At 67.9% G+C, this 23,029-nt stretch carries 17 protein-coding genes; 11 read left to right on the forward strand and 6 right to left on the reverse strand.

Going from position 1 to position 23,029, the window contains the following annotated elements:
• The first annotated feature begins 39 nt into the window (after window positions 1-39).
• A complete protein-coding gene (locus ACV7NN_RS17040; RefSeq protein WP_463350745.1) occupies window positions 40-1,149 on the forward strand; it encodes an ABC transporter permease in 1,110 nt (369 codons plus the stop codon).
• Between the two features lie 9 nt (window positions 1,150-1,158).
• On the forward strand, window positions 1,159-2,142 hold the full coding sequence (locus ACV7NN_RS17045) for an aldo/keto reductase (protein WP_463350746.1): 984 nt from the start codon (window positions 1,159-1,161) through the stop codon (window positions 2,140-2,142).
• A 61-nt stretch (window positions 2,143-2,203) separates the two neighbouring features.
• Here the strand turns inward: ACV7NN_RS17045 and ACV7NN_RS17050 are convergent, their stop codons facing one another.
• Together ACV7NN_RS17050 and ACV7NN_RS17055 are read right to left on the reverse strand one after the other, a co-directional pair.
• Window positions 2,204-3,109 (reverse strand): hypothetical protein, encoded by a 906-nt coding sequence (locus ACV7NN_RS17050; protein WP_463350747.1) that lies wholly within the window; start codon window positions 3,107-3,109, stop codon window positions 2,204-2,206.
• A gap of 124 nt (window positions 3,110-3,233) precedes the next feature.
• Window positions 3,234-4,445 carry an MFS transporter gene (locus ACV7NN_RS17055; RefSeq protein ID WP_463350748.1) on the reverse strand — a complete coding sequence of 404 codons (1,212 nt, stop codon included), beginning with the start codon at window positions 4,443-4,445 and terminating at the stop codon, window positions 3,234-3,236.
• 285 nt (window positions 4,446-4,730) lie between these two features.
• Between ACV7NN_RS17055 and ACV7NN_RS17060 the strand changes: the two genes are divergently transcribed.
• Both ACV7NN_RS17060 and ACV7NN_RS17065 read left to right on the forward strand, forming a co-directional pair.
• The gene (locus ACV7NN_RS17060; protein ID WP_463350749.1) at window positions 4,731-7,202 is read left to right on the forward strand and encodes a ribonucleoside-diphosphate reductase subunit alpha; all 2,472 of its coding nucleotides are present in this window, start codon (window positions 4,731-4,733) and stop codon (window positions 7,200-7,202) included.
• A 127-nt stretch (window positions 7,203-7,329) separates the two neighbouring features.
• Complete coding sequence (locus ACV7NN_RS17065) at window positions 7,330-8,322, forward strand: ribonucleotide-diphosphate reductase subunit beta (protein WP_463350750.1); 993 nt, start codon at window positions 7,330-7,332, stop codon at window positions 8,320-8,322.
• Window positions 8,323-8,425: 103 nt separating this feature from the next.
• On the opposite strand, the gene ACV7NN_RS17070 is transcribed toward ACV7NN_RS17065, so the two are convergent.
• Together ACV7NN_RS17070 and ACV7NN_RS17075 are read right to left on the reverse strand one after the other, a co-directional pair.
• Window positions 8,426-9,976 carry an MFS transporter gene (locus ACV7NN_RS17070; protein WP_463350751.1) on the reverse strand — a complete coding sequence of 517 codons (1,551 nt, stop codon included), beginning with the start codon at window positions 9,974-9,976 and terminating at the stop codon, window positions 8,426-8,428.
• Between the two features lie 93 nt (window positions 9,977-10,069).
• On the reverse strand, window positions 10,070-10,648 hold the full coding sequence (locus tag ACV7NN_RS17075; RefSeq protein ID WP_463350752.1) for a TetR/AcrR family transcriptional regulator: 579 nt from the start codon (window positions 10,646-10,648) through the stop codon (window positions 10,070-10,072).
• A gap of 153 nt (window positions 10,649-10,801) precedes the next feature.
• Between ACV7NN_RS17075 and ACV7NN_RS17080 the strand changes: the two genes are divergently transcribed.
• Genes ACV7NN_RS17080 through ACV7NN_RS17095 form a run of 4 tightly spaced genes read left to right on the forward strand, consistent with a single transcriptional unit; the run spans window position 10,802 to window position 15,568 of the window.
• A complete protein-coding gene (locus tag ACV7NN_RS17080; RefSeq protein ID WP_463350753.1) occupies window positions 10,802-11,644 on the forward strand; it encodes a sulfurtransferase in 843 nt (280 codons plus the stop codon).
• Between the two features lie 51 nt (window positions 11,645-11,695).
• Window positions 11,696-12,763 (forward strand): PLP-dependent cysteine synthase family protein, encoded by a 1,068-nt coding sequence (locus tag ACV7NN_RS17085; RefSeq protein WP_463350754.1) that lies wholly within the window; start codon window positions 11,696-11,698, stop codon window positions 12,761-12,763.
• Window positions 12,764-12,782: 19 nt separating this feature from the next.
• On the forward strand, window positions 12,783-14,084 hold the full coding sequence (locus ACV7NN_RS17090; protein ID WP_463350755.1) for an NtaA/DmoA family FMN-dependent monooxygenase: 1,302 nt from the start codon (window positions 12,783-12,785) through the stop codon (window positions 14,082-14,084).
• A gap of 2 nt (window positions 14,085-14,086) precedes the next feature.
• Window positions 14,087-15,568, forward strand: a complete 1,482-nt coding sequence (locus ACV7NN_RS17095; protein ID WP_463350756.1) for an aromatic amino acid ammonia-lyase — start codon at window positions 14,087-14,089, stop codon at window positions 15,566-15,568.
• Between the two features lie 28 nt (window positions 15,569-15,596).
• Here the strand turns inward: ACV7NN_RS17095 and ACV7NN_RS17100 are convergent, their stop codons facing one another.
• Window positions 15,597-16,118 (reverse strand): GNAT family N-acetyltransferase, encoded by a 522-nt coding sequence (locus ACV7NN_RS17100; protein WP_463350757.1) that lies wholly within the window; start codon window positions 16,116-16,118, stop codon window positions 15,597-15,599.
• A 223-nt stretch (window positions 16,119-16,341) separates the two neighbouring features.
• On the opposite strand from ACV7NN_RS17100, the gene ACV7NN_RS17105 reads away from it, so the two are divergent.
• The 3 genes from ACV7NN_RS17105 to ACV7NN_RS17115 are packed head-to-tail and all read left to right on the forward strand — an operon-like array spanning window position 16,342 to window position 18,992.
• A complete protein-coding gene (locus tag ACV7NN_RS17105; protein WP_463350758.1) occupies window positions 16,342-17,244 on the forward strand; it encodes an ABC transporter substrate-binding protein in 903 nt (300 codons plus the stop codon).
• Window positions 17,245-17,250: 6 nt separating this feature from the next.
• Window positions 17,251-18,228 (forward strand): amino acid ABC transporter permease, encoded by a 978-nt coding sequence (locus ACV7NN_RS17110; protein ID WP_463350759.1) that lies wholly within the window; start codon window positions 17,251-17,253, stop codon window positions 18,226-18,228.
• Window positions 18,225-18,992: an amino acid ABC transporter ATP-binding protein gene (locus ACV7NN_RS17115; RefSeq protein ID WP_463350760.1), complete on the forward strand. Its 768-nt coding sequence runs from the start codon at window positions 18,225-18,227 to the stop codon at window positions 18,990-18,992. The genes ACV7NN_RS17110 and ACV7NN_RS17115 overlap by 4 nt, the downstream gene beginning before the upstream one ends.
• A gap of 126 nt (window positions 18,993-19,118) precedes the next feature.
• On the opposite strand, the gene hrpA is transcribed toward ACV7NN_RS17115, so the two are convergent.
• Window positions 19,119-22,994: an ATP-dependent RNA helicase HrpA gene (gene hrpA / locus ACV7NN_RS17120; protein ID WP_463350761.1), complete on the reverse strand. Its 3,876-nt coding sequence runs from the start codon at window positions 22,992-22,994 to the stop codon at window positions 19,119-19,121.
• Window positions 22,995-23,029 lie beyond the last annotated feature (35 nt).

The following is a 23,029-nucleotide window of genomic DNA, read 5'->3' on the forward strand; positions in this document are numbered from 1 at the left end:
CCATAAAGAACGAACATTCTTTTTATATGGGAGAAGATCATGTCGAACATCACCGCACGCCAGCCCCACACGACCTGGGGCCGCGCCATCGGCATAGCGATCGCGGGCGCCGTCGTCGTGGTCGCCATCCTGCTCGCCTTCGTCTGGCCGATCATCACTTCGGCGGTCAAAGACGTGCCGATCGCCGTTGCGGGCACCGCGGAGCAGGTCGCCGCCGTGACCACAGCCCTCGAAACGAAATCGAAGGGCGCCTTCGCGGTCACCCCGGTCGCCGACCGTGCCGCCGCGGTCGACCTCATCAAGACGAGGGATGTGTACGGAGCGATCGTCCTCGGCCAGGAGCCGGAAGTACTGACGGCCTCCGCGGGGAACGCGGCGGTGAGCCAGCTCCTCGGGCAGCTCGCGGGACAACTCCAGGCGCAGTCGAACCAGCAGGCGGCCGCCGCGGTCCAGCAGGCGATCGCCGCGGGACGGGCGCCGGCAGGGACCGTGCCGCCCACCATCACGGTGAAGGTCACCGATGTCGTGCCGCTGAGCCCGGGCGACCCGCGAGGCATCGGGCTCACTGCTGCATCGTTCCCGCTCGTGCTCGGCGGAATCATCGGTGGCGTGCTCATCTCCCTCCTGGTCACCGGATCGTGGCGCCGGCTCGTGAGCGTCGTCGTCTACGGTGTGGTCGCGGGCTTCTCCGTGGTCGGGATCATGCAGGGGTGGTTCGGAGTGCTGCAGGGCGACTTCTGGATCAACGGGCTGGCCGTCTCCCTCGCCATGGCCGCGACCGTCTCGCTCATCGTCGGGATGAACGCCCTCATCGGCCGCGCCGGCATCGCGGTCGGTGCGATCATCACGATGCTGATCGGCAACCCGCTGTCGTCTGCTGCCCAGCCCATCCAGTTCACCGTGGCGCCGTGGGGCGCGATCGGGCAGTGGTTCGTGCCCGGCGCATCCGCCACCCTCGTCCGTGACCTGTCGTACTTCCCCGACGCGAACGCGACCTTCCCGTGGCTCGTGCTCGCCGGCTGGACCCTGCTGGGCATGATCGCGATGGTCGCGGGGCACTTCCGCAACCAGGAGGTCGTGCACCTCGAGGACGCGCTGGAGAAGCCGGCCGGCGAGACCGAGAAGGACGGCGCGCTCCAGCCCGCCTAGGCTGGGGGGATGCAGACCAGGACACTCGGACGCACCGGACGCACGGTCTCCGTCATCGGACTCGGCACGTGGCAGCTCGGCGCGGACTGGGGTGACGTGTCGGAGGCCGATGCGCTCGCGGTGCTCGAGGCGGCCGCCGACGCCGGCGTGACCTTCTTCGACACGGCGGACGTCTACGGCGACGGGCGCAGCGAGCAGATGATCGGCAAATTCCTGTCCGCGCATCCCGGCAGCGCCGTCACCGTCGCCACCAAGATGGGGCGGCGCGAGGCGCAGGATCCGTCGAACTTCACGCTGGCGAAGTTCCGCGAGTGGACCGACCGGTCGCGCCGCAACCTCGGGGTCGACACGCTCGACCTCGTGCAGCTGCACTGCCCGCCGACGCCGGTCTACTCGACGGACGCCGTCTACGACGCGCTCGACACGCTCGTCGCCGACGGAGCGATCGCCGCCTACGGCGTGAGCGTCGAGACCTGCGAGGAGGCGCTGACCGCGATCGCGCGACCCGGCACCGCCACCGTGCAGATCATCTTCAACGCGTTCCGCCTGAAGCCGCTCGACGCTGTGCTGCCGGCTGCACGGGATGCGGGTGTCGGCATCATCGCGCGGGTGCCGCTCGCGTCCGGGCTGCTCAGTGGAAGATACACGGCTTCGACCACGTTCTCGCCCGACGATCACCGGTCGTACAACCGGCACGGCGAGGCGTTCGACGTGGGCGAGACCTTCTCGGGCGTCGACTTCGAGACGGGTGTGGCCGCTGCCCAGGAATTCGCGACCCTCGTCCCCGCCGGGCTCACGCCCGCGGAGGCGGCGATCGCCTGGGTCGCCGAACAGGATGGTGTGAGCGCCGTCATCCCGGGCGCGCGGTCCGTCGAGCAGGCGCGGAAGAACGCTGCGGCGGGTTCCGTCGGTCCGCTCGGCGCTGTGTTCGACGGGGCTGTCGCGGCGCTCTACGACCGGCGCCTTCGCGCCGCGATCCACCCGCGCTGGTAACCCGCCGCGCCCTCGAGCTGAGAGTTCTGCACCCTCGTGCCCGGCGTGTCGGGTGCACAACTCACAGCCCGTTCGCGCGCATCAATGCTCGACCGATGCGCTCGATCAGCTCCGGACGGCCGAGGTCGTCGTGAGTGACACGGATCATGCGGTGCCACACATCTTCAACGCGTTCGCGCCGGGTGATGTCCTTCCGAAACTGGCGCGCGTCCAGTCGGTGGACATCGCCCTCATACTCGATGGCGATGCGCTCCACGGGAAAGGCGAGGTCGACCCGGGCGACGAATCGACCAGAAGGTGTCCGGATCACGTGGTTCACCTCAGGCTCGGGTAGGCCCCGCGTCGATGATCGCCAGTCGAAGTGCGGACTCCTGGGGCGAGTCGACTCCGGCTCGGAGGAGCACCAGGCACTCCCGTGCGAGCGCTGATCCGCGTCTCCCGGCCCGTGCTGCGACAGTCTCTCGAAGTGACGTCGGCGCCGCCAGGGGTGAATGCCCGGAGATGGGGAAATCGCCGGCGGCGACCAGTTCCGCCGGGTGAGGCACGCGGCAAGGTCGATCCAGGTCTGTTCGACGGTCGTCACCGGCAGACCGTCGATGTAAGCCACCTCGAGCCCGCGTAGCTGATGCCCGACCACACCGTTCATCTGCGGTGCTCGGTGCGGATGCGGAACCGTGACATGGATGTCGCGCCCTGGCTGGAATTGATGTCGCCATGGCACCGGGATGCCGTAGAGCTCTGCCGCGGTCGTATGGCTGAATGCCGACTCCAGCGTGGCGTGAGTCCTGGATGCACGACAGATCTCACGCAGGCTGAGGGGCTCCAGCAATGGAGAGCGGACGCCGCGAAACGGGCGCTGAAGGTCTGGTTGGCGCAGGCGGGTGCGCCCCAGGCCACGTTGTCGTGCCTCCCGGACCTGAAACGGTCCTCCTCTGAGATTCTCGGGGAGTGGTTTCCGTTCCGGCATTCGATCATCCTGCCGCGTTCCGAAGAACGACGTCCGGAGCTCTCCACAGGCGCTACCGAGTGGTGAGCTTTCGCCTCAACACGCGGCAGGACTGAACCCGTAAGTCACATTTCGGCGCTGTCGGTCAGGACGGCTGGACGGGTACCGGCTCGGTGTCGGGGATGGGGCTCGCATCGCGGCCCCGCAGGTCCGGATGCCAGCGGTGGGCGAGCGCGGGCACCAGGAAGCCGACGAACGCGAAGGCGCTCGCAGCCCAGAATGCGCCGATCGGACCGTTCGCGTCGATGAGGAATCCCGCGAGCGCCGACCCGAGGGCCGCGCCGATGAGCTGACCCGTGCCGACCCAGCCGTATGCTTCCGCCGTGTCGCTGAACTTGACGCTCGCCGACACGATCGAGAAGAGCACCGCGAGGGCGGGTGCGATGCCGAGTCCGGCGATGATCAGCGTCAGCGAGAGGCCCCACCACGTCGCCAGCGCGAACATCGAGATCGTCACGCCGACGAACACGAGCAGCATCCGGCGCGCAGTCGCCCACGGACCGATCGGCACGTGACCGAACGCGAGGCCGCCCACGAGGGAGCCGAGCGACCAGATCGCCAGCACCACGCCGGCCTCCGGGCCCTGGTCGCCGAAGTTCGCGACGACGCCGGCCTCGATCGCTGCGCACGACCCGATCAGCAGGAACCCGACCACGGTGGCGAGCAGCACAGGTGGTCGCTGCAGGACTGATCCGAAGCGCCGCTTGCTGCGGGGGATGCGCACCCGGCCGACCTCGGGGGAGGAGATGAACCAGGTCCCGCCCGCGAGCATGATCGCGACCGACATCAGGATGCCCTCGACGGTGCCGATCTGGGTGGCGACGAAGGTGATCGCTACCGGGCCTGCGATCCAGATGATCTCCTGCGCCGACGCGTCGAGGGAGAAAAGCGGGGTGAGCTGGCGCGAGTTGACCATCTTCGGGTAGATGGTGCGGACGGCCGGCTGGATCGGGGGCATACTTAGCCCCGCGAAGAACGCGATGCCCATCGTGATCGGGATGGGCAGCACGAAGATTCCGATGGTGGCGATCGCAGCGGAGCAGAACGCGAGCGTCGTCCAGAGGACGGCCCTCATGCCGAGCACGCCCATGAGACGGCTCGTCATGGGTCCCGCGATCGCCTGCCCGATGCTCATCGCGCCGAGCACGAGGCCCGCCGCGCCATAGGAGTGGTGCACCCGCTCGATGTGGAGCAGGAAGGCGAGCGAAAGCATGCCGAACGGGAAGCGGGCCGTGAGCTGGGCAGCGATGATACGAGCGACGCCGGGCGTCTTCAGAAGGCTCGTATAGCTGCTCACAAGAGGCTCAGTCTATCGGTCGGCACCCCTGTCGGTAGGGCGTCGTAGGGTGTGCATAAGTCGGAGAAGTTATGCACATCTGTGGATGACACGCCCACTAGATGTGGGGTTACGCGTGTCGCGAGACCCCGCTATATAGTGGTCACACGCCGATACGCAGCTAGGGAAAATGCCCCCACGATTGGGGCATGACAGAGCGATTTCAGGGGATTAGAAGGCGTCAGCAGACCGGGTCATCCGGTGAGGTTTCGCCGTTCGCAGAGAACGGCAGGGAAGAGGAGAAAAGTGGCAATCACCGTCGTCAAGCGGAACGGCCAGCGTGAGCCGTACGACGCGAACAAGATCAACCTGGCGATCGAGCACGCCTCGCAGGGGCTCGACGAGAACATCACCTGGGTCACCCAGATCGCGAGCGAACTGGAACTCACCCTGTTCGACGGCATCACGACCCAGCAGCTCGACGAAGCCGTCATCCAGGTGGCGCTCCAGAACGTCAAGGACGACCCCGCGTTCGACATCGTCGCCGCGCGCCTCCTGCTCAAGACGATCTACAAGCGCGTCCTCGGCGACTATGAGACGGCGGACGAGCTCAAGTCGCTGCACCGAAGCCACTTCCGCGGATACATCGATCGCGGCGTCTCCGAGCAGCTGCTCGACCCGCGCTTCACCTCGCTGTACGACCTCGACCGTCTTGCCGCCGCCCTCGAGCCCGACCGCGACGAACTGCTCAAGTACATCGGCGTCGTCACCCTCAACAACCGCTACGGCATCAAGGCGCGCAACGGCGAGACCCTCGAGGTCCCGCAGTTCTTCTGGATGCGCATCGCGATGGGCCTCGCGCTCAACGAGGCCGACCCGACCCGTCACGCCCTCGAGTTCTACGCCAAGATGTCGAAGCTGGAGTACCTGGCCGCCGGCTCGACCCTCGTCAACGCCGGTACCGCGTATCCGCAGCTCTCCAACTGCTTCGTCATGGAGATGCAGGATGACATCGAGCACATCGCCAAGTCGGTGCGCGATGTCATGTGGCTGACCAAGGGCACCGGCGGCATCGGGCTATCCGTGACCAAGCTGCGTGCGCAGGGTTCGCCCATCCGCTCGAACAACACGACCTCGACCGGGCCGATCCCGTTCATGCACACGATCGACTCGGTGCTGCGCGCGGTCAGCCGCGGCGGCAAGAAGTTCGGCGCTCTCTGCTTCTACATGGAGAACTGGCACCTCGACTTCCCCGAGTTCCTCGACCTGCGCCAGAACTCCGGCGACCCGTACCGCCGCACCCGCACGGCGAACACCGCGGTCTGGATCAGCGACGAGTTCATGAAGCGCGTCCAGAACGACGAGGCCTGGTACCTCTTCGACCCGCTGGAGGTCGCCGACCTCAACGAGCTGTACGGCAAGGCGTTCTCCGAGCGTTACGCCCACTACGTCGAGGAGGCCGAAGCCGGTCGCCTCCACATGTTCAAGAAGATCACCGCGCGCGAGCAGTTCAAGGCGATCCTGATGAGCCTGCAGACCACGAGCCACCCGTGGCTGACCTGGAAGGACACGATCAACAACCGTGCCCTCAACAACAACACCGGCACCATCCACCTGTCGAACCTCTGCACGGAGATCTGCCTCCCGCAGGACCGCGACAACGTCTCGGTCTGCAACCTCGCGTCGATCAACCTGACGCGCCACCTCGAGAACGGCGTGTTCGACTGGGCGCGCATCGAGGAGAGCGCGCGCAGCGCGGTGCGCCAGCTCGACAACCTGATCGACATCACCATCTCGAGCGTCGACGAAGCCGACTTCTCGAACACCCAGAACCGCGCGATCGGCCTCGGGGTGATGGGCTTCACCGACGTCGTCGAGAAGCTCGGCCTCAGCTACGAGAGCGAAGAGGCATACGACCTGATCGACGAGATCATGGAGCACGTCTCGTATGCGGCGATCGATGAGAGCGCGGAGCTCGCGAAGGAGCGCGGGTCGTATCCGAACTTCGACGGTTCGCGGTGGTCGCAGGGCCTGGTGCCGTTCGACAGCATCGCCCTCACCGAGCAGGACCGCGGCGTGCCGATCAAGGTCAACCGCACGACCCGTCTCGACTGGGACGCCCTGCGCGCGAAGGTCAAGGGCGGCATGCGGAACGCGACGCTGATGGCGATCGCGCCCACCGCATCCATTGGCCTCGTCGCGGGCACCACGCCCGGCTTCGACCCGCAGTTCTCGCAGATCTTCAGCCGGTCGACCTCCTCTGGCAAGTTCCTCGAGGTCAACCGCAACCTGGTGGCCGCCCTGCAGGCGGAAGGCCTGTGGGAGAAGGTGCGCGAGTCGATCCTGCGTAGCCAGGGCGACATCCAGGGCATCGCCGAGATCCCGGATGCCATCAAGTCGACCTACAAGACCAGCTTCCAGCTCTCGCCGTACTCGTTCATCGAGGTCGCGGCCCGTGCCCAGAAGTGGATCGACCAGGCGATCAGCCGCAACATGTACCTCGAGACGCGCGATCTCGGCGACATGATGGACATCTACTACGCCGCGTGGGAGCGTGGAGTGAAGACCACGTACTACCTGCACATGAAGCCGCGTCACCAGGCGGAGCAGTCGACCGTCAAGGTCAACAAGGCCGAGGAGATCGCAGGCGGTGCCGCTCGCAAGGGCTTCGCATCCGTCGGCGCCGGCGAGGGTGCGGATGCCGCACCGGCCGCCGCTCCGGCTCCGGCCCGCCGCGGTTTCGGCTTCGGAGGTCTCGCGACGGGTGGTGACAAGTGATGAGCAACAGCACCAAGGTCGAGGAGTACTACGTTCCGGTCGATCCGATGGACGAACTCCAGTGCGAGTCGTGCCAGTAGTCGCGTCCAGGCGCTGACCCGAACGAGCGAGAAGAGAGAGAAACACCATGGCGATTTTGGGAACGGGAATCCAGGAAGGATTGCTTCTCAAGCCGGTCACCTACAAGTGGGCGATGGACCTGTACGACCAGGCGGTTGCGAACACCTGGTTCCCGAACGAGATCCAGCTCGGCGAGGACATCGCCGACTTCAAGAAGATGACGGATGAGGAACGTCACGCGATCACGTTCCTCATGAGCTACTTCAACCCGAACGAGCTCCTCGTGAACAAGGCGCTCGCGTTCGGCGTGTACCCGTACCTGAACGCGGCGGAGGCGCATCTCTACCTCGCGAAGCAGATGTGGGAGGAGGCGAACCATTGCATGTCGTTCGAGTACGTCCTCGAGACGTTCCCGATCGACCGTGCCGCGGCATACAACTCCCACATCGACGTGCCGTCGATGGCGCGCAAGGAAGAGTTCGAGATCCGCTTCATCAAGCGGATGACCGAGGAGACGCTCGACATCACGACGACGGCGGGCAAGCAGGATTTCATCCGCAACCTCGTCGCGTACAACGTGATCCTCGAGGGGATCTGGTTCTACTCGGGCTTCATGGTCGCGCTGTCGTTCCGCCAGCGCAACCTGCTGCGCAACTTCGGCTCGCTCATGGACTGGGTCGTGCGCGACGAATCGCTGCACCTCAAGTTCGGCATCAACCTGATCCTGACGGTGCTGGAGGAGAACCCCGACCTGCAGACGCCCGAGTTCGCAGCGGAGATCCGCCAGATGATCCTCGACGCCGTCGAGATGGAGGAGGAGTACAACCGCGACCTCCTGCCGAACGGCATCCTGGGGCTCAACGCGAACTACATCAACCAGTACGTCAAGTACCTGGCGGATCGTCGCCTGGAGGAGCTCGGTTTCGAGCCCGAGTACAAGGTGTCGAACCCGGCGAAGTGGATGGCGACGGCGAACGACACGCTCGAGCTGGTCAACTTCTTCGAGTCGACGAACACGTCGTACGAGTCGAACGCGAAGGCGTCGACCGGAAGCCGGTAGCCCGTCACGGCGTAAGCCCGCCACCTCGGTATGTCCCCACCCGCGCGAACGGGATGGGATGGATCGGGGTGGCGGGCTTTCGTGCGGCTGTGCGCGGCGCCGGTCAGCGGATGGCGCGGCCGCGGACGACTGCGGTGAGCGCGGCCGCGACCCCGGCGAACGCGGCTGCGCCCAGGAACACCCAGGTGAATCCGTCGGCGAGTGCGGTGTCGAGGGCGGTGCCTGCAGCGAGCATCCGGGCGGTCTGATCCGTGGCGAGGGCGCTGAGGGTCGCGAGTCCGATCGCGCCCCCGATCTGCTGGCTGGTGTTGACCAGTCCGCTGGCGAGGCCTGAGTCGCCGAGGGCGACGCCGGTCACGGCGAGTTGCGTGGCGGTCACGAAGGTGGCGCCGAGCCCGGTTCCGATGAGGATGCTCGGAGCGAGAAGCCCGGTCAGGAACGTCGCGTTCGGACCGGCCGCCGCAAGCCAGACGAGTCCGCCGGCGAGCGCGACGAGAGCTCCGATCAGGGTCGGGCGGAGTCCGATGCGGTTGATGAGGGCGGGTACGATTCCGGCGATGACGACGAGGGATCCGGCGAGGGGCAGTTGGCTGAGGCCCGCGCTGAGGGCGGTGTAGTGAAGGACGTCCTGCAGGTAGACCGACAGGGCGAAGAACAGGGCGGTCGTCGCGCCGCCGACGAGCAGCATCACGAGGTTTCCGGCTGAGGATTCGCGGTTGCGGAAGAAGGTGAAAGGAACGAGCGGCTTCGCGGTTCGGCGTTCGATGATGACGAAGGCGGTGAACAGGGCGATGGCCGCCGCGGCGAGCCCGAGGGTGATCGGGTGCAGCCATCCGACGTGGGCGGACTGCGTGAGCGCGGCGACGAGTGCTGTGAGCCCGGCGGTGACGGTTGCTGCTCCTGCGACGTCGAGGCGTTCGGGTGTGCGGCGGGGGTCGCGGGTGACGAGACCGGGGATGATGGCGATCACGAGGATGCCGACCGGCACGTTGACGAAGAACACGGCCTGCCATCCGAAGGCGGCGGTGAGCACGCCGCCGAGGAGGACGCCCGCTGCGCTTCCGATTCCGGCGACGGCGCCCCAGATTCCGAGAGCTTTGGCGCGATCCCGGCCTTCGAACAGGTGGGTGACGAGCGCGAGGGATGCGGGTGCCAGCAGTGCGGCGGAGGCTCCCTGGAGCGCGCGGGCGCCCAACAGCACCCCGCCGCTGGCCGACAGGCCGGCGATGGCCGATGCTGCAATGAATCCGGCGACTCCGATAAGGAAGACGCGCCGGTGTCCGAGCCGGTCGGCCAGGCGCCCGCCAAGCAGCAGCAGGCCGCCGAAAGGAAGCACGTAGGCCGTGATGATCCAGCCGAGGGCGGCGGTGTCGAGGTGGAGTTGGCTTCCGACGGACGGCAGCGCGATATTGACGATGGACGCATCAAGTACGACGAGGAACTGTGCGAGCGCGAGAACCGTGAGCGCCCACCAGCGGTGTCCGCTGCGCGGTCGCTCTGCCGCGGGCGCTGCCGCAGCCGCCGCCGCGGCAGATGCGATGCGGGTCGTGTCGACGGAAGCAGTTGCGGTGCTGGGCAGGTCGGCCGTGGCGGTTGCGGCCCGGTCAGCCGTGGCGGTTGCAGTGTCGGGTGTGTCGGCGGGGGAGGAGGACATGTGGTGCGACCTTTCGATTGGTGAGTGACTGGTCAGTCACTCTATAGGGGAAAGAAGTGGCCTCGCTGGCGCGAGGCCTGATGGACCGCGAATTCAGTGCCGGGTGGGGTGACGGATTCCCTCGGTGAGGATCTGCGCCCAATCCTCAGGGATGGTTTCGAGGCCGGCCGTCACGATCAAGTGGCAGAGCTGCCCGAAGGCCATGAATCGCTGCACTTCGCGATCGGTCGCACCCGAGCGGTCGAGTGCGAAGCGGGTCACCCCCGCGAGTCCGCGTCTGAGGGAGTCGCCGATCTCCGGGATCTCGGCCGCGGACTGTGCGTGGACCTGGAGGAGGAGGAGCGAGCGATCCTCGATGAGTTCTGCATAGGCCCCACCCATAGCGGAAAGGATCTCAGATGGGCTCTGACCGGTAGATTCTTCGGCACCACGGGCCAAAGACTCCTCGATGAGTTCGAAGCACCGGTCGAGGGCCGCGACGAAGAGGGACTCCTTGCCGGGGAAGAGCTTGAACACATAAGCGGGGGAGATACGCGCGTGCTCGGCGACCGCTGCGATCGGAGTTCCGAGGTAACCGCCGGACGCGAAGACCTGGATCGCACTCGTGATGACCGTGTCGCGCCGAGCATCGGCGGTCGAGAGGGGGGTTCGGGTGCGAGTGGCGGTTGGCATGTGAGTGACTGTACACTCACCAATTTGGTTTGCGCAACAAGGGAGGGGGTACGGAGCCGACACGCCCGGTATCCGCGACGCGCCCCTCGTCGCGCGTAGGAGAGCGGAGGGCGGCACTGAGCAGGAGCGCGCAAGCCGCGAGAGGATAGAAGGGTGCCCACACTGATCCAGGCGGACAAGCTCGCCGCCGCGCTCGCTGCATCCACACCTCCTCGACTCCTCGATGTCCGCTGGAAGCTCGGCGGGCCGCCCGGACGTCCGCTCTACGAGGCGGGCCACATCCCGGGCGCCGTCTACGTCGACCTCGACACGGAACTGGCCGGCCACGGGGCCCCGACGGACGGGCGGCATCCGCTGCCCGACATCGCGGTGCTCCAAGCGGCCGCCAGGGGCTGGGGCCTTAACCCGGGCGACTCCGTCGTCGTCTACGACGACCTCTCGGCGATGTCTGCAGCCCGAGCCTGGTGGCTGCTTCGCCACGCGGGTGTCGAGACCGTCCGGGTGCTCGACGGCGGCCTGGCATCCTGGGTCGCAGGGGGTCTCCCGCTCGAAACGGGCGCCGTCGCCGCGGAACCGGGGAGCATCCGACTGACGTACGGCCACCTGCCGGCGCTCAACGCGGATGAGGCCGCCGCCGTCGCCCGCGACGGCGTACTGCTCGACGCCCGAGCGGGCGAACGCTACCGGGGCGAGGTCGAACCGATGGATCCGCGAGCAGGCCACATCCCGGGCGCGGTCAGTGCACCGACCACCGAGAACCTGGGATCCGACGGCCGCTTCCTGCCGCCCGACCGGCTCGCGGCCCGGTTCGCGTCCCTCGGGGTGCGCACGGATGCGCCGGTCGGTGCCTACTGCGGCTCCGGCGTCACCGCCGCGCACGAAGTGCTCGCGCTCGAACTCGCCGGCTTCGACGGTGTCGTCTACCCGGGATCCTGGTCGGCGTGGTCGAACGATCCGGACCGTCCGGTGGAGACCGGTGCGACCGGGCAGGTGTAACACGGGGCAACAGCCCTTGGACGCACCGGAGAGCACGCCTAATGTCGACGCATGACCACAGTGGACACGCACCTGAGCGAGCGGCCGGCCGGCCTGTTCGCGTCCGGTGATGTCCGCAAGCCGGAGGTGGTGAGCGCAACGGACGGGATCCTCGATTCGGCGACAGCGCTCATCGGCAACACGCCTGTCGTCGAGCTCCACGCCCTGACCCGCGGACTGCCGGGACGGGTCCTCGTCAAGCTCGAGTGCCGCAACCCGGGCGGGTCGTCGAAGGACCGTGTAGCGCTGAACATGATCCGCACGGCCGAGGCGACCGGCGTCCTCCTGCCAGGGGGCACGATCGTCGAGGCGACCTCCGGCAACACGGGCATCGGCCTCGCTCTCGTCGGCCGCCTCACCGGGCATCCTGTGGTGATCGTGCACAGCGCAGACATCTCCGCCGAGAAGCGCGCCGTGCTCACCGCGTACGGCGCCCGCCTCGTCCAAGCGGACTGGGAAGCCGCACCGGGCGACCCCGCCAACCCGCGCGCCGTCGCCGACCGCATCGCGGCCGAGACGCCGGGTGCCTGGCGCTCGTCGCAGTTCGAGAACCTCGCCAACCCGCACGCCCACTACCAGTCCACGGGGCCCGAGATCTGGCGCCAGACCGCCGGCGCCGTCACCCACTTCGTCGCCTCCATCGGAACCGGCGGCACGGTCAGCGGTGCCGGACGCTTCCTCAAAGATGTGAGCGCGGGTGCCGTCCGCGTCATCGGCGCGAACCCGGCAGGCTCCACCTACGCAGGCGACCCTGCCGGGCAGATCGTCGTCGACGGCGTCGGTACGGCGTGGCCGCGCGAATACTGGCCGACGACGTTCGACCGTGAGCTCGTCGACGACGTGCGGACCGTCGACGACCGCACCGTCTACGCGACGATCCACCGGCTCGCGGCCGAGGAGGCGCTGCTGCTCGGCCCGTCGTCAGGGCTGGCCGTCGCCGTCGCGCTCGAGCAGGCGGCAGTGGCCGAACCGGGTTCCGTGGTCGTCGCGATCGCACCGGACGGCGGCATCAACTACCTGACCAAGGCGTACAACCCGGAGTGGCTCGCGAAAGCCGGGCTCACCCCATCCATCGAATGACGGCGAGTACTTTCAGACCATGACCCTTCTGCATTTCGGCTGGTTCCTCGGCGCCGGTTTCGGCGTCCAGGGCTGGGGCGACCCCACCTACGGCATCGGCTACGACTGGAAGCAGCCGCAGGTCTACCAGGACGCCGCGCGCTTGTTCGAAGCGAGCGGGTTCGACCTGTTCATCATCGAAGACGGCGTCGCGGTTCCCGACACCTACGGCGGCACCGCGGAGGTCAACCTGGCCAATGCCCGCTTCGTCCCGAAGCACGACCCGCTGCCGCTCGTCCCCTACCTGCTGGGGGCGACCAGCGACCTCGGCATCGTGCCGACCCTCAGCGCCAGCTTCTACGAACCGTTCACCGCGGCCCGGCTGCTGGCGACCCTCCAGCATTTCGCGGGCGGCCGCCTGGGCTTCAACGTCGTCACCAGCGGATCGGATCTCGCCGCCCAGAACTACGGGCTCGACAAGCAGGTCGAGCACGACCTCCGCTACGACCGCGCCGACGAGTGGGTCGACGTGGTCCGCCGCCTCTGGCGCAGCTGGGATGCGGATGCGGTCCTCGAAGACACCGAGCGCGGCGTCTATGCCGACTTCACCAAAGTGCGGCCGATCAACCACGATGGCAGGTTCTTCCGCGTGCGCGGTCCGCTCAACACCGTGCCACCGGTGGAGGAGCCGGTCATGGTGCAGGCCGGGGCCTCCGGTCGTGGTCGGGACTTCGCGGGCAAGAACTCCGACGTCATTCTGGCCCTCGCCTCCACTCCCGAACGGATGCGCGACTACCGCGACTCCATCCGCGAGGTCGCCGCGGCGAACGGACGGGATCCGGACGCGGTGAAGGTGCTCTTCGTGGTCAACCCGGTCGTCACGGCGAACGCCGAGGAGACCGCGACCGTGAAGGCCGCCCGCGCGGAGCTGACCCAGTCGGCGATCGACGAGGCGCTTCAGTCGATCTCGTACCTGTCCGGCGTCGACTTCAAGACGTTCGATCTCGATGCACCCCTGCCCGCGGTGACGACGAACAGCAACCAGGGCACACTCGACAACTTCGTGAACTCGGCTCCCGCGGGCTCGACCCTGCGCGAGATCCTCCAGCTGCGCGCGCGCAAAGACGGCCTGGCGATCGTCGGGACCGCCGACGAGATCGCCGACCACCTGGGCGAGCTGGGCGAGGCGGTCGGCGGCGACGGGTTCCTGTTCACCGGCCAGGTGCATCCGGCGCACGTGCACCGAACCCTCGACCCGCTCGTGCCCGCTCTGCGGCGCCGTGGCCTGATCCGCACCGGGTTCGGCGGCTCAGGACTCCGGGCCAACCTGCTGGAGTTCTAGCAGTGCCCGCGGAGACCGTCACGCTGGGTGCCGACGCTCCGACCACCGCCGACCTCGTCGCGATAGCAGGCGGTGCTCGGGTCGAGCTCGGTGCGGATGCGCTCCAGGCGATCCAGGCGTCCCGCGCCGTCGTCGAGGCGGCCATCGCGGACGGACGCCCGGTCTATGGGCTCAACACCCGGCTCGGCGCGGGCCGGGACGACCGGGTCGGTGATGACGAGTTGCTCGACTACCAGCGCGTGGTCATCGCGAACCATCGCGGCGGGGTCGGCGACGCACTCGGGGAGCGGCAGACCCGTGCCCTGATCGCCGCCCGCCTCATCGGTTTCACACGAGGCGGATCCGGGGTGCGCGTCGAACTCGCACAGGCGTACGCCGACCTCCTCAACGCGCACGTCCATCCCGTCGTTCCTGCCCGCGGATCGGTCGGGGCCGCCGACCTCACCCACCTTGCCGAGGTGGCCGCTGTTGTGACCGGGAGCGGACGCGCCTTCATCGACGGCGTCGTCGTCTCCGGCGAGGAGGCGCTGGCGGCCGCTGGGCTCGAGCCCGTGGTCCTCGCCCCACACGAGGGTCTCGCCGTGCTGAGCTCGAACGCCTACAGCGTCGGCGTGGGCGCCCTCGTACTGTCGGCGCTCGCGCATCGCGTCAGCCCCTGGGATTCGGTCGTCGCGCTGTCGCTCGAGGCGGTGGGCGCGGCGGGTCCCGCCGGCAACCTGAGTGCGTTCAGCGCGGAGATAGCGGATGCGCGCGGCGGCGCCGGTCAGCGTGCGTCGGCCGAGGGCGTCCGGTCCGCACTCGAGGGCAGTGCCCTCACCGCATCCGGTCGAACGGTCACCGTGCAGGACCCGATCGCGTTCCGCACGGTTCCCCAGATCCACGGCGCGCTGCGCGAAGCCGTCGACCGCGCCTTGGCGGAGATCGATCTCGAACTGGCCGCCCGATCCGACAACCCCCTTGTCGACGCAGTCACCGGGCGGATGGTCTCGGGCGGCAATTTCCAGGCGGTTCCGCTGGCGCTCGCCCTCGAGAACGTCCGGCTGGCGCTCGCACATGTCGCCTCGGCGACGGAGCGGCGCATCTCCGCGCTCTCCGGCACGCTCACCCCGGCGCGGCGGTTGGGGACGACTCGGGTGCCCGGGTTGCTCGCGTATTCCGCCGCGGCCGCGCTCGCCGAGGTGCGGCAGCTCGCGGCTCCCGCGACGCTCGGGGTGACGACGCTCTCCGGTGTCGAGGACCACGCATCCCTCGCCCCGCTGGCCCTCCAGCTCCTTGAGCGTTCGGCCGCGCTCGTCGACGAACTCGTGGCGATCGAAGCCCTCCATGCGGCGGACCTCCTTCGTGTGACGGATGCGCGGCCGAGCGGCGCCGGGACCGGGCCCCTGTTCGCCCGCGTCGACGAGGCCGTGAACTCGGGCCTCGCAGCAGCCGAGCTCGTGCCGGCAGTCGTCGCCACGATCGCACCGCTCCCGTCGCGCGCCTGAGCCGTGATGCCTGAGCCGTGGCGCCGCCTCAGCGGGCGGTCACCGGCAGGTCCTTCTCGAACGTGAGGTAGCCGATCGCCTCGTAGTCCGCATCCAGATCGAAGAGCGGGCGGTAGCCGAGGGAGAGGTAGAGCGCCACCGCTTCCGGCTGCCGGGCGCCGGTCGTGAGCTCGATCCGCCGGACCCCCCTGGACACGGCCTCAGCCTCGAGCTCGGCCATCACCCGTCGCGCCAGGCCTTTGCGGCGGTGGCCGGAATGGGTCCACACCCGCTTGACCTCGACCGTCTCGTCGTCGATGCGCATGAAGGCGCCGCCGGCCACGGGAGCGCCGTCGACGAGGAGGAGAAGGAAGACGCCGCCCGTCGATTCGTGGAATCGCTCGGCCGGATACCGGGACAGTTCCGCCGACGACGGGATGCCGTCATTGAAGCCGTAGCGCTCGTCGTATTCGCGCGACAGCTCCTCCACGAGCGGAGCAGCCAGCGGGTCGTCCGGACTCGAGTGGATGACGGTCGCCGTCGATGCGAAATCGTTAGGCAAAACGGGCACCCACCGACGATATGCCGGGCACGTGCGCGTCACAACAAGAAAACTTCACACTTCGTCACGCCCTGCGGCACCTGAATGCAACTAATCGCGAAATCTGCCGGAAATCTCTGCGAAAAGCTGCGTTGCACGCGTGAATTAGGTTGATTGTCGGCGCCAGCGCTGAGGTAGGCTCCACTCACCGCGATTCTCCCGAACCTGCAACCAAGAGAAGGAATACACACATATGCGAACCCGTTATGCAGCCCCTGCGCTGCTCGCAATCGCAGCGCTCGCGCTGACCGGCTGCGTCGACAACTCGACCCCGTCGAGCAGCAATTCCCCGTCGACCAGCGGCAACGCCTACGGCGTGACGAAGGATGCGACGCTCGCGGCATCGCTCCCCAGCAAGATCAAGACCGCCGGTGCCATCACAGTGGGCATGGACGACACGTACGCCCCCAACGAGTACAAGGACGACAACGGCAACCCCGCCGGTTGGGAAGTCGACCTGACCAACGCCATCGGCGACAAGCTCGGCGTCAAGATCAACTACGCGATCGCGAAGTTCGACAACATCATCCCGAGCATCACCGGCGGCAAGGACGACATGGGCATGTCGTCGTTCACCGACACGACCGAGCGCGAGAAGCAGGTCGACTTCATCAACTACTACTCGGCCGGTATCCAGTGGGCCTCCGCCAAGGGCAAGACGGTCGATCCCGACAACGCCTGCGGAATGAAGGTCGCCGTCCAGTCGACCACCTTCGAAGACACCGACGAGGTGCCTGCGAAGTCCAAGGCCTGCACCGACAAGGGCAAGCCGGCCATCCAGGTCTTCCGTTTCGACGCCCAGGACCAGGCGACCAACGCGGTCGTCCTCGGTCAGGTCGACGCGATGAGCGCCGACTCGCCCGTCACCCTCTACGCGATCGCGCAGACCGGTGGCAAGCTCCAGACCGCGGGCAAGACGTTCGACGTCGCGCCCTACGGCATCCCGGTCGCCAAGGGTTCGGACTTCGGCCCGGTCCTGCAGAAGACCGTCCAGGCGCTCGTCGATGACGGCACGTACGGCAAGATCCTCGACAAGTGGGGTGTTGCCGACGGTGGCGTGAAGACCATCGACTTCAACGCCGCGTCGAAAGGCTGATCGATAATGTCCCTGGGTGACCAGGACCGTCCGGTGACGGCCACTGTGCCGTCGCCGGGCGGCGGCCACGATTCACAGCCCATCAAGGCGATCAAGCTGCGCCACCCGTGGCGCACCCTCGTCGCCGTCGCGCTGATCGTCATCGTCGTGCTCTTCGTGCTCGACGCCGCCAACCGGGAGGCCTACGGCTGGCCGACCGTCGGCAAATACCTCTTCGACAAGCGCATCAGTGCCGCTGCGCTCGTCACCCTCGAGCTGACCGTGATCTCGATGATCATCGCGATCATCCTCGGCCTGCTCCTCGCGATCATGCGCCTGTCGCCGAACCCGGTGGTCAAGTCGGTCGCGTGGCTCTACCTCTGGCTCTTCCGCGGAACACCGATCTACGTCCAGCTCGTGTTCTGGGGCCTCATCGCACTGATCTACCCGACGATCGAGCTGGGTCGCGGCATCCTCCACGATCCGATCGTGCTGATGGACAACTTCGCACTGAACACCTTCGTGATCGCGATCATCGGCCTGTCGCTCAACGAGGCGGCGTACATGGCCGAGATCGTGCGCGCCGGACTCCTCTCGGTCGACAGCGGCCAGGAGGAGGCGGCGATCGCCCTCGGCATGTCGTGGGGGCTGACCATGCGGCGCATCGTGGTGCCGCAGTCGATGCGCATCATCATCCCGCCGACCGGCAACGAGGTCATCTCGATGCTGAAGACGACGTCGCTGGTGGCGGCGATCCCGCTCACCACCGACCTCTACGGTGTGGCACGCGACATCTCGGCGGTGACGTTCACTCCGGTCCCGCTGCTGATCGTCGCGTCGCTCTGGTACCTGTTCTTCACCTCCATCCTGATGGTGGGCCAGTACTTCCTCGAGAAGCGGTTCTCGCGCGGTGTCGGCGCACGTCGAGCGGACAAGAACGACGGCATCGCGCTCACGGGCGCGACACCCGTCATCGACGGCAACGACGTTGGAGGAAAAGGATGAGCGGCACGCCCATGGTTCTCGCAGAGGGCGTCTCGAAGAGCTTCGGTTCGAACGAGGTGCTCAAGAGCATCTCGCTGTCGGTGGAGCCCGGTGAAGTGCTCTGCATCGTCGGACCGAGCGGCTCGGGCAAGTCGACCTTCCTGCGCTGCATCAACCACCTCGAGCGCGTCGACGCCGGCCGGCTCTCGGTCGACGGCCAGTTGGTCGGCTACCAGCAGCGCGGCGACAAGCTGTACGAGCTGAAGCCGAAGGAGGCCGCACGGCAGCGGCGCGACATCGGGATGGTGTTCCAGCGGTTCAACCTGTTCCCGCACATGACGGCGCTCGAGAACGTGATCGAGGCGCCCATCCACGTGAAGGGCGTGCCGAAGGCGCAGGCCGTCGCGCGGGCCGAGGAACTGCTCACGCGCGTGGGGCTCGGCACCAAAGGCGACCACTATCCGGCGCACCTCTCCGGTGGCCAGCAGCAGCGGGTCGCGATCGCGCGCGCTCTCGCCATGGAGCCGAAGCTGATGCTGTTCGACGAGCCGACTTCTGCGCTCGACCCCGAACTGGTCGGGGAAGTGCTGGATGTGATGAAGGGGCTCGCGAAGTCGGGCATGACCATGATCGTGGTCACGCACGAGATGGGCTTCGCCCGCGAGGTGGCGGACTCGCTCGTCTTCATGGACGGCGGCGTGGTCGTCGAGTCGGGCGACCCGCGCGAAGTGCTCGCGAATCCGCAGCACCAGCGCACCCAAGCCTTCCTCTCCAAAGTGCTCTAGGCACGCCCCGCGCGCCCGCGCGCCCGCTCGAGAGTCGCCGTTCGCACCGAGATAGCCCTGCAGAGGGGCGCCTCTCGGCGCGAACGGCGACTCTCGGCGTCAAGCGTCAGCGGGTGTCAGCGGGCGTCAGCGGGCGTCGAGGACCTTGCGGATGCGTTGCACGGAGACGGTCTCGGCGGTACCGAGCGACTGCGCGAACAGGCTCACCCGGAACTCTTCGAGCATCCAGCGCGCGTGCACCAGCGCCGGGGGCGCGTGCGGAGCCGACGGGATGCGCCCGCCGGCATCCGTGTACATCGCGGTCGCCGTCTCGACCTGTGTCATCCAGGCGCGGTCGCGGGCCGGATTCGTCGGGAGAGCGGCCATGCGCTGGCCGATGCCGTTCAGGTAGCGCGGCAGGTGCCGCAGCTGCTCGAGGCCCGTGGCGGAGACGAAACCCGGGTAGACGAGCCCGGCGAGTTGCCCCTTCGCGTCGTTCAGCGCTGAGAGGAACGTCAGGCTCGTCGCACCCGAGATCGCCTTGTCGGCTGCGCGCGCGGCGGTGAGTATGCGTGTCACCAGCGCGACCGTCTCGAACATCGAATCCATCACGATCGCGGAGACACGGTCGCGCACCGCCTCGAACTCGGCGCGCATGAAGAGCTGGCCGTCGGGCTTCATCCGGTAGAGCACACTGTCGACGACCGCGAGCAGGCAGTCGTCGAAGAGCGCCTTCGTGTTCGGGTATGGGCTCGCGGCGAGTGTGAGCTTCTCGGTCGAGGTCAGGTGCTGCTGCACGTAGGCGACCGGTGACGGCACCGCGGCGAGCAGGAGCCGCCGCACGCCGCCGGGCATCGCGGCTGCCTGGTCGGCCGGCGTGCCCATCAGGCGGATGCTCACACTCGCGCCGTCGTCGACGAGCGCCGGGTAGGCGCGGATCACGTTCACGCTCCCGCCCGGACCTTTCTGCTCCGTGTCGAGGAAGCGGGGGAGCTCCTCGAGGTCCCACGTGGTGAGGCCGCTGCGCTCGAGCGCGTTCGGCGTGCGGGCCTCAGCGACCCTGACCACGGATTCCCGGGCGCGGGAGCGGAGCCGTTCCTGCAGCTCCGGCAGGTCCTTACCCGAGGCGACGACGCGGCCACGCTCGCCGATCACGTCGAAGGTCGGCCGGAGGTGGCCGGGCACGCGGGTGAGGTCGAAGTCGGTTCCGGAGACGCGGGAGCCGGTCAGGCGGCTGATGACCGCCGCGAGCGTGTCCGGAAGGGATGCCACGGGCCGCTCACCGTCCTGGGCACGCATCCCGGAGGTGTCGGCGAGCTCGCCGAGGAGGCGACGCGCCCAGTCGGCGGCGGGCACGACGTGTCGCCGGATGGCCTTGGGGAGCGACTTGATGAGGGCGGTCACCAGGTCGTGCCGCAGGCCGGGGACCTGCCAGTCGAAGCCCTCGGACCGCAGACCGGCGAGCAGCGCGAGGGGAACCTGCACCGTCACCCCGTCGTCCTCGGCGCCCGGCTCGAAGCGGTAGCGGAGCGTCAGCCGCTGGTCGCCCTGCCGCCAGACCGGCGGGAACGCCTCATCGTCGACCGGCGCGGCATCCTCGGCCAGCAGTGACTCCTGCGTCATCGTCAGCAGGTCGGGCGTCTCGGTCCGGGCCGTGCGCCACCAGCCCTCGAAACTGCGGGTGGAGACGACGTCGGCGGGGATGCGCCGGTCGTAGAAGTCGAACACGGCTTCGTCGTCGTTCAGGATGTCGCGGCGACGGGTGCGCTCCTCGAGTTCGCGCAGTTCGGCCCGCAGCGCCCGGTTCGCCCGGTCGAAGGCCTGCTTCGAATCCCATTCGCCCTCGACGAGCGCGTGACGGATGAAGAGCTCGCGGGAGAGCTCCTGGTCGATCCGCGCGTACTGCACCCGACGCCGGGGGATGATCGGCACCCCGAACAGGGTGACGCGCTCGTACGCGACGACAGCGCCCTGGCTCTTCTCCCAGTGCGGTTCGCTGTAGGAGCGCTTGCACAGGTCGCCGGCGATCGGTTCGGCCCAGGCCGGGTCGATGGCCGCGTTCATCCGTGCGAACAGGCGGCTGGTCTCGACGAGCTCGGCGCTCATGACAGCGTTCGGCTGGCGCTTCGCGAGCGTGGAACCGGGGAAGATCACGAATTTGGCCTGCCGGGCGCCGATGTACTCCGCTCCCCGTGCCGCGCGGGCGGATGGCGGCTTCTGCCCGCCGGATCGCGCAGCACCGCCCGTCGCATCCTTGATGCCGATGTGCGACAGCAGACCGGCGAGGAGGGACTTGTGGATGCCGTCGGGGTTCACACTCGGATCCCCGATCGTCAGCCCGAGCGGCTTCGCGAGCTGCCGCAGCTGCCGGTAGACGTCCTGCCATTCGCGCACACGCAGGAAGTTCAGGAACTCCGCCTTGCACAGACGGCGGAACGCGCTCGACGACAGCTCGCGCTGCTTCTCCTCGAGGTAGTTCCAGAGGTTGAGCAGGGTGAGGAAGTCGCTGGTCGGGTCGGCGAACCGGGCGTGGAACTCGTCGGCTGTCCCGCGGCGTTCGACCGGACGCTCGCGCGGGTCCTGAATGGTCAGCCCGGCCACGATCGCCATCACCTCGCGGCTCGTGCCGTGACGCTTCGACTCCACTACCATCCGGGCGAACCGCGGGTCGATCGGCAACTGCGCCAGCTGGCGTCCGATGCGGGTCAGGACGGGGTCGCCCGTTTTCGATGTCGCGATCGCGTTCAGCTCGGTGAGAAGGTCGAGACCGTCTTTGATCCCGCGCGAATCGGGCGGGGTGAGGAACGGGAAAGCGGCGATGTCGCCGAGGCCGAGCGAGATCATCTGGAGGATGACGGCGGCGAGGTTGGTGCGCAGGATCTCCGGCTCGGTGAATTCGGGGCGCTTCTCGAAATCCTCCTGCGAATAGAGGCGGATGGCGATGCCGTCGCTGGTGCGCCCGGAACGTCCGGATCGTTGGTTCGCCGACGCCTGCGAGATCGCCTCGATCGGCAGGCGCTGGACCTTGGCGCGCACGCTGTAGCGGCTGATGCGAGCCGTGCCCGCATCCACCACGTATTTGATGCCGGGCACGGTGAGGCTCGTCTCGGCGACGTTCGTCGCGAGCACGATCCGTCGCCGGATGCCCGGCACCTGCGACGGCTGGAAGACGCGGTGCTGTTCGGCGCTCGACAGGCGGCCGTACAGAGGGAGAACCTCGGTGAAGGGCAGGTTGCGACCGCGCACCGCATCCGCCGCATCCCGGATCTCGTTCTCCCCGGAGAGAAAGACCAGCACATCCCCGCTCGACTCGCGGGCGAGCTCGTCGAGCGCGTCGTTGATGCCCTGCAGGTAGTCCCGATCGCTCGACTCGACCGTCTCGCCGTCCTCGTCCTCCTCGATCTCGCCGACGAGCGGGCGGTAGCGGACCTCGACGGGGTAGGTGCGGCCCGAGACCTCGATCACGGGCGCCGGCGTTCCATCCGCCGACGCGAAATGGCGAGCGAAGCTCTCCGGGTCGATCGTCGCCGAGGTGACGATCACCTTCAGGTCGGGGCGTTTCGGCAGCAGCTCACGCAGGTAGCCGAGAAGGAAGTCGATGTTCAGGCTGCGCTCGTGCGCCTCATCGATGATGATCGTGTCGTACTTGCGCAGCATCCGGTCGCGGTGCATCTCGTTCAGCAGGATGCCGTCGGTCATCAGCTTGATGCGGGTGGACGCCCCGACGCGGTCGGTGAACCTCACCTGGTAGCCGACCAGACCGCCGACGTCCTCGCCGAGCTCCTCGGCGATGCGCTCCGCGATCGTGCGTGCGGCGATGCGCCGGGGCTGGGTGTGACCGATGCTCTCCCGCCCGAGTTCGAGGCAGATCTTCGGCAGCTGCGTGGTTTTCCCCGAGCCGGTCTCGCCCGCCACGATCACGACCTGGTGGTCGCGGATGGCGCGCGCGATGTCCTCCCGCTTCTGGCTGACCGGAAGCTCGGGAGGGAAATGCAGGCGGGCGGGGGAGACCAGGGAAGACATGAGCCTTCCATTCTATTTGCTGGGAGGGCGGCGTG

It is taken from the genome of Leifsonia sp. Ger2509 (assembly GCF_055231915.1).

What these genes read in the sequence shown, in the direction of transcription:
- ACV7NN_RS17065 (WP_463350750.1), top strand. Translation starts at nt 7,330, where the DNA reads ATGGCGATTTTGGGAACGGGAATCCAGGAAGGATTGCTTCTCAAGCCG.
- ACV7NN_RS17050 (WP_463350747.1), bottom strand. Translation starts at nt 3,109, where the DNA reads ATGCCGGAACGGAAACCACTCCCCGAGAATCTCAGAGGAGGACCGTTT.
- ACV7NN_RS17105 (WP_463350758.1), top strand. Translation starts at nt 16,342, where the DNA reads ATGCGAACCCGTTATGCAGCCCCTGCGCTGCTCGCAATCGCAGCGCTC.
- ACV7NN_RS17110 (WP_463350759.1), top strand. Translation starts at nt 17,251, where the DNA reads ATGTCCCTGGGTGACCAGGACCGTCCGGTGACGGCCACTGTGCCGTCG.
- ACV7NN_RS17115 (WP_463350760.1), top strand. Translation starts at nt 18,225, where the DNA reads ATGAGCGGCACGCCCATGGTTCTCGCAGAGGGCGTCTCGAAGAGCTTC.
- ACV7NN_RS17075 (WP_463350752.1), bottom strand. Translation starts at nt 10,648, where the DNA reads ATGCCAACCGCCACTCGCACCCGAACCCCCCTCTCGACCGCCGATGCT.
- ACV7NN_RS17070 (WP_463350751.1), bottom strand. Translation starts at nt 9,976, where the DNA reads ATGTCCTCCTCCCCCGCCGACACACCCGACACTGCAACCGCCACGGCT.
- ACV7NN_RS17090 (WP_463350755.1), top strand. Translation starts at nt 12,783, where the DNA reads ATGACCCTTCTGCATTTCGGCTGGTTCCTCGGCGCCGGTTTCGGCGTC.
- hrpA (WP_463350761.1), bottom strand. Translation starts at nt 22,994, where the DNA reads ATGTCTTCCCTGGTCTCCCCCGCCCGCCTGCATTTCCCTCCCGAGCTT.
- ACV7NN_RS17045 (WP_463350746.1), top strand. Translation starts at nt 1,159, where the DNA reads ATGCAGACCAGGACACTCGGACGCACCGGACGCACGGTCTCCGTCATC.
- ACV7NN_RS17085 (WP_463350754.1), top strand. Translation starts at nt 11,696, where the DNA reads ATGACCACAGTGGACACGCACCTGAGCGAGCGGCCGGCCGGCCTGTTC.
- ACV7NN_RS17040 (WP_463350745.1), top strand. Translation starts at nt 40, where the DNA reads ATGTCGAACATCACCGCACGCCAGCCCCACACGACCTGGGGCCGCGCC.